The 15,427-nt window shown below is 73.5% G+C and carries 10 protein-coding genes; 7 read left to right on the forward strand and 3 right to left on the reverse strand.

Going from position 1 to position 15,427, the window contains the following annotated elements; all coding sequences use genetic code 11:
* Nucleotides 1-21 precede the first annotated feature (21 nt).
* Nucleotides 22-1,704: a DUF885 domain-containing protein gene (locus ACSHT8_RS33085; RefSeq protein ID WP_436495752.1), complete on the forward strand. Its 1,683-nt coding sequence runs from the start codon at nt 22-24 to the stop codon at nt 1,702-1,704.
* Nucleotides 1,705-1,853: 149 nt separating this feature from the next.
* On the opposite strand, the gene ACSHT8_RS33090 is transcribed toward ACSHT8_RS33085, so the two are convergent.
* Both ACSHT8_RS33090 and ACSHT8_RS33095 read right to left on the reverse strand, forming a co-directional pair.
* Nucleotides 1,854-2,420 carry a GNAT family N-acetyltransferase gene (locus ACSHT8_RS33090; RefSeq protein WP_436495754.1) on the reverse strand — a complete coding sequence of 189 codons (567 nt, stop codon included), beginning with the start codon at nt 2,418-2,420 and terminating at the stop codon, nt 1,854-1,856.
* Nucleotides 2,417-2,938: a YbaK/EbsC family protein gene (locus tag ACSHT8_RS33095; protein WP_436495756.1), complete on the reverse strand. Its 522-nt coding sequence runs from the start codon at nt 2,936-2,938 to the stop codon at nt 2,417-2,419. The genes ACSHT8_RS33090 and ACSHT8_RS33095 overlap by 4 nt, the downstream gene beginning before the upstream one ends.
* Nucleotides 2,939-3,704: 766 nt before the next feature.
* Here ACSHT8_RS33095 and ACSHT8_RS33100 point away from each other — a divergent pair.
* The 4 genes from ACSHT8_RS33100 (at nt 3,705) to ACSHT8_RS33115 (ending at nt 6,807) form a co-directional block, all read left to right on the forward strand.
* Nucleotides 3,705-4,250, forward strand: coding sequence for an SAV_6107 family HEPN domain-containing protein (locus tag ACSHT8_RS33100; RefSeq protein WP_436495758.1), 546 nt, complete (start codon nt 3,705-3,707; stop codon nt 4,248-4,250).
* Entirely contained in the window at nt 4,247-5,017 is a 771-nt protein-coding gene (locus tag ACSHT8_RS33105) for a maleylpyruvate isomerase N-terminal domain-containing protein (protein ID WP_436495760.1), read from the forward strand. Before ACSHT8_RS33100 ends, ACSHT8_RS33105 begins: the two co-directional genes overlap by 4 nt.
* A gap of 65 nt (nt 5,018-5,082) precedes the next feature.
* Nucleotides 5,083-5,808, forward strand: coding sequence for a VOC family protein (locus ACSHT8_RS33110; protein WP_436495762.1), 726 nt, complete (start codon nt 5,083-5,085; stop codon nt 5,806-5,808).
* 273 nt (nt 5,809-6,081) lie between these two features.
* Nucleotides 6,082-6,807: a VOC family protein gene (locus tag ACSHT8_RS33115; protein WP_436495764.1), complete on the forward strand. Its 726-nt coding sequence runs from the start codon at nt 6,082-6,084 to the stop codon at nt 6,805-6,807.
* A gap of 202 nt (nt 6,808-7,009) precedes the next feature.
* Here the strand turns inward: ACSHT8_RS33115 and ACSHT8_RS33120 are convergent, their stop codons facing one another.
* Nucleotides 7,010-11,575 carry an ATP-dependent helicase gene (locus ACSHT8_RS33120; RefSeq protein WP_436495766.1) on the reverse strand — a complete coding sequence of 1,522 codons (4,566 nt, stop codon included), beginning with the start codon at nt 11,573-11,575 and terminating at the stop codon, nt 7,010-7,012.
* Nucleotides 11,576-11,741: 166 nt separating this feature from the next.
* On the opposite strand from ACSHT8_RS33120, the gene ACSHT8_RS33125 reads away from it, so the two are divergent.
* A complete protein-coding gene (locus tag ACSHT8_RS33125) occupies nt 11,742-13,634 on the forward strand; it encodes an Hsp70 family protein (RefSeq protein WP_436495768.1) in 1,893 nt (630 codons plus the stop codon).
* A gap of 14 nt (nt 13,635-13,648) precedes the next feature.
* Entirely contained in the window at nt 13,649-15,427 is a 1,779-nt protein-coding gene (locus ACSHT8_RS33130) for an Hsp70 family protein (protein WP_436495770.1), read from the forward strand.

Here is a 15,427-nt window from a genome sequence, read left to right on the forward strand (position 1 = left end):
GCGACCGGTAGCGTGCGGACCATGGTGACCCCACAGCACGCGGGCGTGCATGCGATCAGTGATTCCTACGTCGACGAACTGGCGGCCGCGGAACCGGTCATCGCCACGTATTGCGGGATTTCGGGCTACGACGACAAGCTTCCCGACCTCTCCCCGGAAGGCGTCGACCACCGCGGCGCGATCGGTGCCGCCGCGCTCGCGCGGATGCGGGCCGCCGAGCCCGCCGATGTCGCCGAGGCCAACGCCAAGGCCGTCTTCACCGAGCGCATCGGCCTCGAAGCCGAGCTGCACGCGGCGGGGGAGTTCCACCGCAGCCTCAACGTGATCGCCTGCCCGGTGCAGGAGGTCCGCCAGGTCTTCGACCTCATGCCCACCGCGACCGCCGACGACTGGGCGGTCATCACCAAGCGCCTCGCGGCCGTGCCCGAGGCGTTGGCCGGCTATCAGGAGTCGCTGCGCTACGCCGCGGCCAAGGGTGAGGTCGCCGCGGTCCGCCAGGTCGTGAAGACGGCCGAGCAGTGCCGTACGTGGGCCGGGGCAGGCGAGGGCAAGTCGTTCTTCGCCGCGTTCGCCGAGGACGCCCCGGTCGACGGCGCGCTGCGGTCCGACCTCGACACCGCCGTGTCCGGCGCCGCGCGCGCCTACGGCGAACTGGCCGACTTCCTCACCGGCGAACTGGCCGCGCAGGCGCCCACCGACGACGCCGTCGGCGAGGAGCGCTACCGGCTCTGGTCGCGCGAGTACACCGGCGCCGCGCTCGACCTGCACGAGGCATACGAGTGGGGCTGGGCCGAGTTCGCCCGCCTCGAAGCGGAGATGACCGAGGTCGCCGGCCGCATCGCCCCCGGCGGCACGATCGCCGACGCCGCCGCCAAGCTCGACGCCGACCCGCGCTACCAGGTGGTCGGCCAGCGTGAGTTCGAGCAGTGGATGCAGGGCCTGTCCGACCGCGCCCTCGCCGACCTGCGCGGCGTGCACTTCGACATCTCCGACCAGATCATGCGGCTGGAGTGCAAGATCGCCCCGCCCGGCGGCGGCGTCGGCGCGTACTACACCGGCCCGACCGACGACTGGTCGCGCCCGGGCCGCATGTGGTGGTCGGTGCCCGCCGACAAGGAGTCCTTCTCGACCTGGCGCGAGGTCACCACCGTCTACCACGAGGGCGCGCCGGGCCATCACCTGCAGATCGCCACCGCGGTGGCGCAGGCCAAGAGCCTCAACAGGTTCCAGCGCCTGCTCGCCTGGGTCCCCGCCTACGGCGAGGGCTGGGCGCTCTACGCCGAACGCCTCATGCGCGAGTTCGGCTACCTCGACGACGACGGCGACCTGCTCGGCATGCTCGACGCCCACATCTTCCGGGCCGCCCGGGTGATCATCGACATCGGCATGCACCTGAAGCTGGAGATCCCGCGCGGCACCGGCTTCCACGAGGGCGAGCGGTGGACGCCCGAGCTGGGCCTGGAGTTCATGCTCACCCGCACGATCACCGACCCGACCCACGTCCACGACGAGATCGACCGCTACCTCGGCTGGCCGGGCCAGGCCCCGACCTACAAGCTGGGCGAGCGGCTCTGGCTGCAGGCCCGCGACGAGGCCCGCGCCCGCCAGGGCGCCGACTTCTCACTGCGCCAGTTCCACAAGCAGGCCCTGGAGATGGGCGCGATGGGCCTGGACACCCTGCGCTCCCGACTGGCCGAGCTGTAGCCGCGCCGAACGGCGGCATCGTGGCGATTCGGCCGCGGTGCCGCTGTTCTGGCATCAAGATCAACTCATGAGCACCTATGTCCAGCGCGCGCTGGCGTGCTGCCGGAACTGACCGGGTGCGTAAGCGAGACGCCGCCGCTGACGCTCGATTAGAGCGGCAGGATCCGGCCGAGGACGCCGAAGGGCCGCGGGTCACCCGCGAACTGGTAGTGCCGCAGGACGTCGTCGAACCCGAGGCGCCGGTAGAGGCGCCAGGCGCGCGAGGGGCCCTCCGGGGTGGACAGCAGCACCTTCGAGCAGTCCGCCCCGGCCAGCAGCCGACGCACCAGCTCCTCGCCGATGCCCTGGCCCTGGCGGTCGGGCCGCACGTGCAGCTCGGTCAGCTCGAAGTAGTCGCCCAGCCACGACTCGGCCACCGCCGGTCCCCGGTGCTCGGTCACCCCGCGCCGGACCTGCTCGTGCCACCACTGCCCGGGTGCGCCCCGGTAGCCGTAGGCGATCCCGGTGAGCCGGTCGTCGGCGTCGAACGACGCCACGCAGCGCCACCCGGCCCGCAGCATGTGGGCCAGCCACATGGGCGCGCGCTGCTCGACGGTGCCCCGCGGGTAGCGCATAGCCGTCACGTACAGCTCCAGCGACTCACGCAGCCGGGTGCGCAGCTCGTCGGAGCTGAGCTCGGCGAACCGGTCGACGCGGGGGGAGGGAGCGGCGGTCACGAGGCAGGATCATCCTCCTTGCCCGCCACATCCGCAGCCGTGCCCCCGGTGAGGATCACCAGATCGGCGTAGGTCACGGGAAAGATGGACTTCGGATGCCCGGCGGCGGCCCACACCACGTCGAAGCGGGCGAGGTGCCGGTCGACCAGGGTTTCCAGCCGCTCCGGGTGCCCGACGGGCGCCACACCGCCGATGGGCTGGCCGGTGTGGGCGCGGACGAACTCGGGGTCGGCGCGCCCGATCCGGTCGGCCCCGGTGAGTTCGGCCAGGTAGCCGGTGTCGGCCCGGTGGGCGCCGGAGGTGAGGGCGAGCAGCGGCCGTTCGACGTCGCCATGCGTCGCTTTGAAAACGAGACTGTTGGCGATCGCCCCGACCTCGACCCCGAGCGCCGCGGCCGCGAGGGCAGCGGTCTTGACGTCGTCATCGAGGATGCGGATCCCGTCGGCGGCCCGCTCCAGCCCAGCTTCCCGCAACGCCGCGGCGACCTTGGCCACGGCGGGATGGTCGAGTGTGCTCACCGCTCCATCACACCATTGGTGACCAGCCCCGACGCAAGCGGTTTCCCTCATCACACCCCTCCTGCTTGAAGCCCACCGCGCGGCGGGTTACGCTGGCGGTGTCGAACATGCGTTCGATATTGCTCGGTGGTGGGGCGGGGGAAGCGCCTCACCACCGAGCCCCGCCGGCTTCCCCTCGGCCCCACCCCGCCGCCCGTCCCGCGGCGGGGACCACCCAGCGAGGAGGCCCCCGATGACAAGCACCTTGGACTTCCCCGTAACCCCGAGCTCCGGTGGTGGCCGCTCCCAGCCCCGCAGGAGGCGGCCGGCGGCCCCGGACTGCGCGCCGACCCTGTTCACCGGCGACACCCGCGACTCCGGCCTTGCCGACCCGCGCCGCGACCTGGCCCCTGGCCCTGAGTCGGCCGTGTTCACCGCGGAGGCCGGCGATTCCGGCCTTGCCTGCCCGCGTCGCGACTCGGCGTCCGAGCATGTCGGCGGGAGCGTCGCCTCGATGGGTTCCGGCCTTGCCGCCACCGATGGTCCGCGCCGCGATTTGCCCGCTAGCTCCGCGCCTGCCCTGTTCCCTGAGGATCTTGGCCCGGCGGTTCCTGGCCAAGCCTCTGCCTGTCACGCGCCGACGTTGTTCGCGGGGGAGGCCGGTCCGGCTGACCGTGTCGCGGCGGGTGTCGGTTCGGCCGTTGCAGGCGGGTCGCGGCGCGCGGCTGGGGATGGCCTTGCCGCCGTGCCCACTCCCCCCGGATCCTCCGCGTCGACCGCCACTCTTGTGCGTTCTTCGAGGCGGCGCGCGGTCGAGTGCGCGCCCGCGCTGTTCGCGCGGGATGGGCGGGTTGAGGCATCGCCCGCGCAGGCAGGCGGTGGTTCGGCGTCGGCTGGTGGGGCCGCGCCCGCCGGGTCGGTTCCGGTGCCGCGGGGGCGGCGGGGGACGGGTTGGGTCGCGCCGGATTCGGCGTTCGCGCTGCTTTCGCAGGCCGAGCACGGCATCGGCGCGGCGGCGGCGCAGCGGGAGGCCGCCCAGCGGTTCGCCGACGCCTACCTGTGTGCTCTGAGGGCCGCGGCCGCCTTGCTGGCCACCCGGGGGCGTCCGCACCGGGGACGGGCCAAGCCGACGAGCGTGTGGACGCTGCTGGCCTCCGTCGCGCCCGAGATGCGGGAGTGGGCGGCGTTCTTCGCGTCCTGCTCGGCGACTCGGGCGGCTGTCCAGGCCGGTATCACCAGTCGGGTCGGTCCCCGCGCCGCTGACGACCTGGTGCGGCAGGCCGAGCAGTTCATCGACCTCGTGCACCGTGCGGTGCACAGCGTAGGGCGATGAGCGGCGTTCCGCTCATTGATTACGACAAACTCCTCGACACCCTCGAACACGAAGGCACCATGCTCGCCGGGGCCGTGGTGGACGGCGACCACGACCGCCCGGTCCCCGGCTGCCCCGGCCTCACCCTCGGCGAGACCGCCCGGCACGTCGGCAGCGTCTACCGGATGGTCGTCGCCTGGATCAGGTCGGGTGACCGGCCGTCGGCGTGGCAGCGCCAGCCGCACGACGGCCAGCCCGTCGAGGACTACGTCCGCGACGGACTGCGTTCGCTGCTCGGCGAACTCGCCACCCACGACCCCGCCGAAGGGTGCGCCACCTGGCACAACCAACAGCAGCACTACGGCTTCTGGCGGCGGCGGATGGCGCACGAGAGCACCGTGCACCGCATCGACGTGCAGGCCGCGGGCGGCCAGGACATCACCCCCGTCGACCCGGACGTCGCCGTGGACGGCGTCGACGAGGTCCTGCACCTGTGGTTCACCCACCGCCTCGCCGTGCTCGGGGTGGCGGGCACCCGCAGCGGCACCGTGGCGGTCCGCACCGCCGACCGGGTCTGGATGGCCGCCCTCGGCCCGCGCACGACCTCGGCGTGGCGGTCCACCGACGCCGAGGCCGAGTCGGCGGACGCGGTGGTCGCCGCCGACCCGACGGAGCTGTACCTGTGGCTCTGGGGGCGACGCGCGGTGTTCGACCGCGCGGTGACACTGGACGGCGATCTGGACGTGTCCGCGCAGCTCTGGGCACTGCTCAGGCTCGCGACGCGCTGACCGCGGCGCGTCTTGGCGGGTGGACCCGGAACCACGCCGCGCCCAACGCGGCTACGGTGTCCGGTATGTCCACCCGCCTGGCGAGCGTCGTGATCGAAGCGAGCGATCCGACGGCAGCCGCCGAGTTCTGGTACGTCATGCTCGGCGGGACAGCCGTCCCCGACGGCGACGGCGGCAGACGCCTGGTGTCCCCGGAGATCGGCGCGTGCGACGTCGACCTGGTGTTCGTCCCCTCGAAGGCGGACAAGGTCGCGAAGAACCGCATCCACGTCGACCTGGCCACGGAGAGCCCGCACGAGTACCACGTGCTGACCTCGCTCGCCGCCGACCTCGGCGCCCGCGCGCTCGACGTCGGGCAGGGCGCGGTGCCGTGGACGGTGTTCCAGGACCTGGAGGGCAACGAGTTCTGCGTCCTGGAGCCCCGCGAGCTCTACACCGACACCGGCCCGCTCGCCGCCGTGGTGATCGACGCGATCGACCCGGTGTCCCTGGCCGCGTTCTGGTCGGCGGCGACCGGGTGGCCGCTGATCCAGTCCGGCCCCGACGCCGTCGCCCTGCGCCCGCTGCGGGACCGCGGACCGTGGATCGAGTTCCTCCGCGTCCCCGAGCCGAAGCGCGGGATGAACCGCATCCGCTTCGACATCGTCTCCACCGAGGACACCGACCCCACCCCCTGGCTCCTGGCCCTCGGCGCCACCCGCGACGGCCGCACCTTGGCCGACCCCGAGGGCAACGAGTTCCGCGTCCTGCGCCAACCCGCCCGCGCGACCGCCCGCAGAGCAGGCCGCTGACCAAAGGCGGCAGCCACCCGCCCACCGCGCCGAGCCTCGCCCGGCGCGCTGGCCAACTGCTCGCGGACCGCTGCCGTGGTTGGGATGCCGCCAGTTACCGAACCGTCGCTGAGGTTCGGTGGGCTGTCGACTGGTCGCCGGACTGCCGCCGAGGTCTGGTGCCTGCCGTCGGTTGCCGCCGAGGAGATCCTGGGGCGCCGTTCGGCCGTGCGTGGTTGGCTTTGGCCGCAGGAAGTGGTGCGGCCGACGCGCCCGCCTCGGAGGGAGTGACTGATGGCCACCCGACTGATCAACCTCGTGGTGAGCAGCCTCGATCCGACCGCCCAGGCGCGCTTCTGGGGTGATCTCCTCGGCTGGGGCATCAGCTTCGCCGACGGTGAGGAGGTCGACCTGCAGGCGCCCGATGGTGACGGGTGGCGGATGGACCTGGTGTTCGTGCCCGTGCCCGAGCCCAAGGCGGGCAAGAACCGGGTGCACCTCGACCTGTCCTCAGCCACCCAGGCCGATCGCGACCGCACCGTGGCCAGGGCGCTCGACCTTGGGGCGCGCCATGCCGACATCGGGCAGGGGGACACCCCGTGGGTCGTCCTGGCCGACCCCGAGGGCAACGAGTTCTGCGTTCTCGAACCGCGTGCGGAGTACCGTGAGACCGGTGCCGTGGCCGCCATCGTGCTGGACGCGCACGAGCCGGGTGGGCTCGCCGCGTTCTGGGCGGAGGCCACCGGGTGGCCGGTTGTCCGCGACACGGCCGAGTTCGCCTCGTTGCGGGACAAGGACGGGCTTGGGCCGTGGCTGGAGTTCCTGCGCGTCGATGAGCCCAAGGCCGCGAAGAACAGGCTGCACCTCGACGTGGCCGGGTGGCCGAACGACAGCATCGACGCGGAGGTGGACCGGTTGGTCGGCGGCGGTGCCCGGCCGCACGACGAGTTGGTCGGCCTACCGTGGCGGGTGTTGTTCGACCCGGAGGGCAACGAGTTCTGCGTGCTCACGTCGCGCTGAGATCAGCCACGGTCGCCCCCACGACGCCCAATGCGGCACGGATACCGGCCGTGCTTGCGTTGAGCCACTGGGAGATCGCCCGGATATGAACCTTGCGGGGCCGTGGTCCTCGGCGCTGCGGCAGCCGCGTAGTGGGGCGGGTGCCGTGGGGGAGCGAGATCCCGGGTGCCCACTCACCCGAGGCGCGGGTCGCGTGCCGCCGTCATGCTCTCAAGCGCAGGCCCTTCGGTGTGGCCCGGAATCCGGCGTCCCGCAGGACGTCGGCCAGCGCCGACGTGAGGGCTACCTCGCCGTCGGCCTTCTGGACTGAGAGGGCGCCCAGCCAGCCGTCGCGGACGGCTCGGGACAGGGCTTCGGCGGCCGATCGCAGGGCCGTGTCGTTCTCGGTGAACGACAGCAGGGACCGGCCGCCGCGTTCGACGTACAGCGCCGGGGTGCCGTCGACCAGGACGACCAGCGCGCCCGCCTTGCGGCCCGGGCGGTGTTTGCCCTCACCGAGCGGCTCTGGCCAGGCGAGCGCGGCGCCGTAGGGCTGGGCGGGATCGGCGGCGGCCAGGACGAGCGCGTCGACGGGCTCGGCCGGACTGTCCGAACGGGACAGTGCGCGGAGTCGGTCGACGGCGCCGCGGGCGGCGAACTGGGCGGCGCCGAGGCCCTCGACGACGTAGCCGCGGATGATCTGGCCCGACTCCTCCATGGCGCGCAACACCTTGTAGATCCCGCTGAACCCGCCGGTGACCCGCTCGGTGTCCAGCGCGCCGCGCGTCAGTACGCCGTGGCGTTCGAGGAATGCCTCGGCGCGGGCGTGGGCGCGGCGGGTCGGGTCTTCCTCGCGGGGCTGGACCAGTGACCACCGGCCGCCGACCGTCGGTGGGCCGGTGCGGCTCGGCATCGCGGGCCGGGCGGTGCGGAGCCTGGCGTACCGGCCGCGCGGTGCCGTGCGGCGGGGGCGGTGTGCCGCGCCCTTGCCGGAGACCAGCGCGCGCAGGGGAGCGATCGTGTCGTTGGTGATCAGGCCGCCCCACACCAGGTCCCACACCGCGGCCACCACGTCCGGGTCGGCGGGAGCGTCGGCGCCGCCGTCGAGCAGGATGGCGCCCGCGCGGTCGGCGACCTGGCGGAAGAACAGCGCGCCACCGTCCAAAGCGGACAGCACGGCGGTGTGCAGCGGGGTGTCGGGGACCGCGTCCTCGATGTCGGGCAGCAGCAGGTCGGCGACGTCGGCGGGGGCCAGCGCGATCCACCCGTCGCCGCCAGCGAGCGCGCCCGTGCCGCACCAGGTGACCTCGCCCGCCGCGGTCAGCTCGTCGAGCAGGGCGGGGGAGTAGCCCGGCAGGCGCGCGGGCAGCAGCAGCGACTCCAAGGCGCTGGCCGGGATCGGTGCGCCCGCGAGTTGCTCCACAATGGACAGAACGTCGTCGGTGGTCGCGGTCGAGCGGGACTTGCGGCCGATGCCGTGCCAGCTCGGCAGGAACCGGCCCAGCGCGGCGGGCTCGACCGGCTCGACCTCGGCCCGCAGCCGGGCCAGCGACGAGCGGCGCAGCCTGCGCAGCACGTCGGCGTCGCAGTACTCGACCGCGGCGGGCGGCTCCGGCCCGGTGAGCGGCCGCAGTTCGCCGCGCACGAGCCGTCCGCTGCCCGCGAGGCGTTCCAGCACCCCGGTCACCACGGACGTGCCCAGCCCGAACCGGGCCGCGGCCTCGGCGGCGGAGAACGGGCCGTGTGTGCGCGCGTAGCGGGACAGCAAGTCGCCCAACGGATCGGCGACCGGTTCGGTGAACGCCTCCGGGACGCCGACCGGCAGCGCCGTGCCCAGCGCGTCGCGGACGCGGCCCGCGTCCTCGATGGCGATGTACCGCTCGTCGCCCGCGATGCGCACCCGCAGCACCCGGCGCGCGGACTCCAGCTCGGCGAGCCACTCCGGCGAGACGCCCCGCAGGGCCGCCTCCGCGACGGACAGGTCGCCGAGGAAGCGCAGCAGGTCGGCGGCGTCCTCGGCGTGGCGGGCGTGCCTGCTCGGGTCGAGGCGCTGCAGCGACCGCTCGACCTCGGCGAGCACCTCGGGGTCGAGCAGTTCGCGGATCGCCTCGGACCCCAGCAGCTCGGCCAGCAGGGCGCTGTCCAGCGACAACGCCGCCGCGCGGCGCTCGGCCAGCGGGACATCGGTGCCGTACAGGAACATTCCGACGTAGCCGAACAACAGGCTGCGCGCGAACGGCGACGCGGACTGGGTCTGCACGTCCACGACCCGCACCCGCCGCGACCGCACGTCCGACATCAGCTCGCGCAGCCCCGCCACGTCGTAGACGTCCTGCAGGCACTCGCGCATGGCCTCCAGCACGACCGGGAACTGCTCGTACTTCGCGGCCACGGAAAGCAACTGCGCCGACCGCTGACGCTGCTGCCACAGCGGCGTCCGCCTGCGCGGATCGCGCCGGGGGAGCAGCAGCGACCGGGCGGCGCACTCGCGGAACCGGGCCGCGAACAGCGCCGACCCGCTCACCTCGGCCACCACGATCTGCTCGACCTCGTCGGGGTCGAGCAGCACGTCCTCGGCCCCGGCCACCACCTCTTGGCCTGCATCGTCCACCGCGTCGGGCAGCCGGATGACGATGCCGTCGTCGCCGTGGGCGATCTGCGCCTCGACCCCGCGCCGCCCGCGCAGCCGCGCGCCGATCGCCAGCGCCCACGGCGCGTTGACCTGGGCGCCGAACGGCGAGTGCACCACCAGCCGCCAATCGCCCAGCTCGTCGCGGAACCGCTCGACCAGGATCGTGCGGTCGTCCGGCACATGCCGCGTCGCCTCGCGCTGCTCTCCCAGGTACGACAGCAGATTGTCGATCGCCCACTCGTCGAGCCCCGCCGACGCCGCCCGCTCGCGGGCAGCCGGTGTGTCCATACTGGACACTTCGCGGACGAAGGCGCCCAGCGCCCGGCCCAGCTCCAGCGGCCGTCCCGGCGCGTCGCCCTTCCAGAACGGCATCCGGGCGGCCTCGCCGGGCGCGGGCGTGACGATCACCCGGTCGTGGGTGATGTCCTGCACCCGCCAGGACGACGTGCCCAGCAGGAACGTGTCGCCCACCCGCGACTCGTAGACCATCTCCTCGTCCAGCTCGCCGACCCGCGAGCCCGCGCCGCGCTCGTCGGGCGGCGTCATCACGGTGAACAGCCCGCGGTCGGGGATCGTGCCGCCCGAGGTGACCGCGAGCCGCTGCGCCCCCGGGCGTCCGCGCAGCTCGCCGCTGATCCGGTCCCACGTGACGCGGGGCCGCAGCTCGCCGAACTCCTCGCTCGGGTACCGCCCGGCCAGCATGTCGAGCACGGCGTACAGCGCGGCGTCGGGCAGCGAGGCGAAGGGGGCCGCGCGCCGGACCAGCGTCGCCAGCTCCGTCACCGTCCACGGCTCGAGCGCCACCATGGCCACGATGTGTTGGGCGAGCACGTCGAGCGGGTTGCGCGGATACCGGACGGCCTCGATCGCGCCCTGTGCCATCCGCTCGGCGACGACCGCGCAGGAGACAAGGTCGCCCCGGAACTTCGGGAACATCACCCCGCGCGACACCGCGCCGACCTGGTGGCCCGCCCGGCCGACCCGTTGCAGCCCGGACGCGACCGTCGGCGGCGCCTCCACCTGCACCACCAGGTCGACCGCGCCCATGTCGATGCCCAGCTCCAGCGACGACGTGGCGACCACGCACGGCAGCCGCCCGGACTTCAGGTCCTCCTCGACCATGGTCCGCTGCTCTCGCGACATCGACCCGTGGTGGGCGCGGGCGATCACCGGCGCGGTCATCGTCGTCATCCCCGACTGGCCGATCGCCTCAGCCGGGAAGCGCTCTGGCTCGGCGGGCACCTCGGCGGCCAGTTCGTTGAGCCGGGCCGTCATCCGCTCGGCCAGCCGCCGCGAGTTGGCGAAGACGATCGTGGACCGGTGCCCCTGGACCAACTCCAGCACCCGCCGCTCCACCTTCGGCCAGATCGACGCCTGGGTGCGGTCGGCCGCGTCGTCGTTGACCTGCTCGACCAGCGCGGCCATGTCCTCGGTCGGCACCTCGACCCTGACCTCGACCGTCTTGCCGATCTTCGGCTGCACGAGCGTCACCGGCCGCCCGCCGCCGAGGAACCCGCTGACCTCGTCGACCGGCCGCACCGTCGCCGACAGCCCGATCCGCTGGGCGGGCCGATCGAGCAGCGCGTCGAGCCGTTCCAGCGACAGCGCCAGGTGCGACCCGCGCTTGACCCCCGCGACCGCGTGCACCTCGTCGACGATCACCGTGCGCACCCCGCGCAGCGACTCCCGCGCCGCCGAGGTCAGCAGCAGGAACAGCGACTCCGGTGTCGTGACCAGCACGTCCGGCGGCGTCCTGGCGAAGGCGCGGCGCTCGTCGGCGGGTGTGTCGCCCGTGCGCATGCCGACCGTGATGTCCGGTTCGGGAAGATCGAGCCGGTGCGCTGCCTGCCGGATGCCTGCCAGCGGGGCGCGAAGGTTGCGCTGGACGTCGACCGCCAGCGCCTTGAGCGGCGACACATAGAGCACCCGACACCGGTGCTTGGCATCGGCGGGCTTGCCCTCCGACGCCAGCCGGTCGAGCGCCCACAGGAACGCCGCCAGCGTCTTGCCCGACCCGGTCGGCGCCACCACCAGGGCGTGCTCACCCGCCGCCGCCGCGCGCCACGCCCCAGTCTGGGCGTCGGTCGGCGCGACGAACGCACCCGTGAACCACTGCCTGGTCGCGGGTGAGAACAGGTCGAGCGCGTTCTCGGTCATACAACATGCTTACCCCCAGCCCCTGACAGAGCCCAACCGAGTCGCGTCGCCTGTGGACAACTTCGTGACTTGTGGCTACCGCGACCGCGGGCGCGGTCGGGCATGGGACTATCTGCCACGACTACCTGGGGGCTTGCTGCGTAGTCGGTGCGATGAGGGGAGAGCAGTGAACGTCCTGTCGGTGGATCTCGGCACGTCGAACACCGTCGCCGTGCTGTCCGCACATGGCCGTCCACCGCGTGTGGTCGACGTCGACGGCGCGTCGATGATGCCGTCCGCGGTGTTCGCGGGCGAGGACGGCGGCCTGGTCGTGGGCCGCGACGCCGAGCGCCGGGCCCGGCTCGACCCGTCGCGGTTCGAGCCCAACCCCAAGCGCCGCGTCGACGAGGGCACCCTCCTGCTCGGCGACACCGTCGTCCCGGTCACCGACGCGCTCGCGGGCGTGCTGCGCCGCGTCGCCGACGAGACCTCCCGCCAACTCGGCGGCAAGAAGCCCGACGAGGTCCGGCTGACCCACCCCGCCCAGTGGGGCCCGGTCCGCCGCAACGTCCTGCTGTCCGCCGCACGGCAGGCCGGGATGGGGCCGAACCTGGTCCTGGTGCCCGAGCCGGTCGCCGCCGCCGCGCACTTCGCCTCCTTCCCCGGCCAGACGCTGCGCCCCGGCCAGGCACTGGCCGTCTACGACCTCGGCGCGGGCACGTTCGACGTCGCCATCGTCGGCGCCACCCAGAAGGGCTTCGCCGTGCTGGCCGAGGCGGGCCTGCCCGACCTGGGCGGCCTCGACGTCGACCAGGCGCTGCTCGAACACGTCGGCAGGCAGGTCTCGCACCGCGACCCGGCGGGCTGGCAGCGGCTGCTGCGCCCGCAGTCGACCGGCGACCGCCGTGCCCAGCGCGCGCTGCGGGAGGACGTGAAGGCGTCCAAGGAGGCCCTGTCGCGGCACCCGCAGACCGAGGTCCCGCTGCCCGAGCCGTTCGAGGACGTGCTGGTCACCCGGGTCGAGCTGGAGGCGCTGATCCGGCCGGGCATGCTGCGCAGCGTCGAGCTGCTGGCCGGGACCATCCGCTCCACCGGCATGACCCCCGACCGGCTGGTCGGCATCTACCTGGTCGGCGGGTCGAGCCGGATCCCGCTGGTCGCGACGCTGATCGCCGAGCAGCTGCGGGTCGTGCCGACGAGCCTCGACCAGCCGGAGACCGCTGTCGCCCTCGGCGCGCACCACGTGCCGCAGGAGGGCGTCACGATGCGGACCGGCGACATGAGCGCCACCGTGGAGACCGTGCAGCGCACCCAGGCGATCGTGCCGCCGCGGTCGGGCGGGTTCCCGGCGCAGCCGCCGCCGAAGACCCCGGCCCAGCCGTTCCCGCAGAGCGGCCCGCAGCGCGCGCAGCCGCCGTCGCGCCCGGTTCCCGCGCAGAACCAGCCGATGGGACCGCCGTCCGCGCCCATCCCGGTGCAGCAGCGGCCCGCGGCCGCCCAGCCGTTCGTGCCCGCGCAGCGGGCGTCTTCGCCCAACAAGGTCTGGTACATCGCCACCGCTGTGATCGCGGTGCTGGTGATCGGCATCGTCAGCATCATCATCGCCACGTCGGGCGGCTCCGGCGGGGTCACCGCCGACTGCACCGACCAGCAGACCGACGACAAGGGCTTCACCAAGTGCATGCGTGAGGTCGCGGGCGCTGTCGCGTCCAACGGGGACTGCCAGAGCGGTGCCAACTTCGGCGGCCGCGACGTCGCCACCCCCGGCGCGACCTCGGCGACCTGCACGCTCGGCGACTACGTCGCGATCTATGTGCACTTCGACTCGGCGGGCGTGGTCGACCAGAACCTGCAGGAGGCGCTGAAGGGGTTCGAGTCGGCCGGGAGCAGCTCGACCAAGGGCGACTGGAGCGGCGGCGGCATGGCGGGCGACTACTACGTCGTGGAGATCGCCTCGGCCGAGATGCTGCTCTACAGCGTCAAGGACACCCCGATCATGGGCTGGATCGTCGGGACGAGCGGCGACACCAACGTCCTCGACTACTTCAACAACCACATCAAGCCGGGTAGCAACGGCTGACGCGGAGGAACAGCGTGAACGTCCTGTCGGTCGACCTCGGCACTTCCAACACCGTCGCGGTCCTGTCGGCGCACGGCCGCGCACCGCGCGTGGTCGAGGTCGACGGGTCGGCGACCATGCCGTCGGCGGTGTTCGCCGCCGAGGACGGCGGGCTCGTCGTCGGCCGCGAGGCCGAGCGCCGCGCCCGGCTCGACCCGTCGCGGTTCGAGCCCAACCCCAAGCGCCGCGTCGACGAGGGCACGCTGCTGCTGGGCACCGCCGTCGTCCCCGTCACCGATGCGCTGGCCGCGGTGCTGCGCCGCGTCGGCGACGAGGTCAGCCGCCAGCTCGGCGGCGGGAAGCCCGACGAGGTCCGGCTGACGCACCCGGCGCAGTGGGGTCCGGTCCGGCGCAACGTGCTGCTGTCTGCGGCACGCCAGGCCAACCTCGGCCCGAACCTGGCCCTGGTCCCCGAGCCGGTGGCCGCCGCGGCGCACTTCGCGTCTTTCGGCCACACCCTGGCCCCCGGCCAGGCGCTCGCCGTCTACGACCTCGGCGCGGGCACGTTCGACGTGGCGATCGTGGCCGCGACGCAGAACGGGTTCGCCGTCCTCGCCGAGAACGGCCTGCCCGACCTGGGCGGCATGGACGTCGACCAGACCGTCCTCGAACACGTCGGCCGCCAGGTGTCCCACCGCGACCCCGGCGGCTGGCAGCGGCTGCTGCGCCCGGAGTCCCTCGCCGACCGACGCGCGCGCCGGGCGCTGCTTGAGGACGTCAAGGGCGCCAAGGAGGCGCTGTCACGGCACCCGCAGACCGAGGTGCCGATGCCGGAGCCGTTCGACGACGTGCTCGTCACCCGCGCCGAACTGGAGGCGCTGATCCGGCCGAGCATGCTGCGCAGCGTCGAGCTGCTCGCGAGCACCATCCGCGCGACCGGGCTGACCCCGGACCGCCTGGTGGGCATCTACCTCGTCGGCGGCTCCAGCCGGATCCCGCTGGTGGCGACCCTGATCGCCGAGCAGCTGCGGATCGTGCCGACGAGCCTCGACCAGCCGGAGACCGCGGTCGCGCTCGGCGCGCACCACGTCTCCAGCGAGGGCATCAGCATGCGCACGGCCAACGTGACCCCGCAGACCGGCGGGTTCGCCGCCCAGCCCGCGCCGCCGCAGACCGGCGGGTTCCCGGCGCGGCCGCAGTCGGGGCCGTTCCCGCAGCAGCAGTTCCCGCAGCCCGCCGCGACGTTCCCGCTCCAGGGCAACTTCCCGACGCCGCCACGGCAGCAGGCCGACAAGTCCGGCAAGAACAAGGTGTTGATGGCGGTCGGCGGGCTCGTGGTCGCCGCCCTGGCCGTGGTCGGCGGGTTCTTCGTGTTCAAGCCCGCGGGAGTCCCCAGCGCGGAGAGCTGCGCGGCCAAGGCCGCCGCGGACGACAAGGGCTTCACCGAGTGCCTGCGCCAGCTCGCGGGCGGCGTGCCGGACAAGAACTCGTGCCAGAGCTCTGACGCCGGGGTGGTGTGCACGCTGCCCGACTCCTACCAGGTCACCTACGCCCACACGGGCTCGGTGGACGACGCGCGCAAGGTGTGGGACGAGGAGCTGGGCAAGGTGCCCGAGGGCGAGCACGTCGTGGCCGACTGGCGGGGCAACGGGTTCGACGGCAGGCTGCGCGCGGGCGTGAAGGGCGACACCGGGGTGCTGGTGTTCACGGTCAAGGACCGGCCGCTGGTCGGCACCCTTACGGCCAAGGGCGACGGCCTGAGCCCGGACAAGCTGGCCGACTTCTTCGCCGCCAACGTCCAGCCGGGAACGTAG

Origin of the sequence: Actinokineospora sp. HUAS TT18 (genome assembly GCF_051364635.1) — a bacterium.
In the GTDB taxonomy this organism is placed as follows: domain Bacteria; phylum Actinomycetota; class Actinomycetes; order Mycobacteriales; family Pseudonocardiaceae; genus Actinokineospora.

What these genes read in the sequence shown, in the direction of transcription:
- ACSHT8_RS33105 (WP_436495760.1), top strand. Translation starts at nt 4,247, where the DNA reads ATGAGCGGCGTTCCGCTCATTGATTACGACAAACTCCTCGACACCCTC.
- ACSHT8_RS33085 (WP_436495752.1), top strand. Translation starts at nt 22, where the DNA reads ATGGTGACCCCACAGCACGCGGGCGTGCATGCGATCAGTGATTCCTAC.
- ACSHT8_RS33120 (WP_436495766.1), bottom strand. Translation starts at nt 11,575, where the DNA reads ATGACCGAGAACGCGCTCGACCTGTTCTCACCCGCGACCAGGCAGTGG.
- ACSHT8_RS33115 (WP_436495764.1), top strand. Translation starts at nt 6,082, where the DNA reads ATGGCCACCCGACTGATCAACCTCGTGGTGAGCAGCCTCGATCCGACC.
- ACSHT8_RS33110 (WP_436495762.1), top strand. Translation starts at nt 5,083, where the DNA reads ATGTCCACCCGCCTGGCGAGCGTCGTGATCGAAGCGAGCGATCCGACG.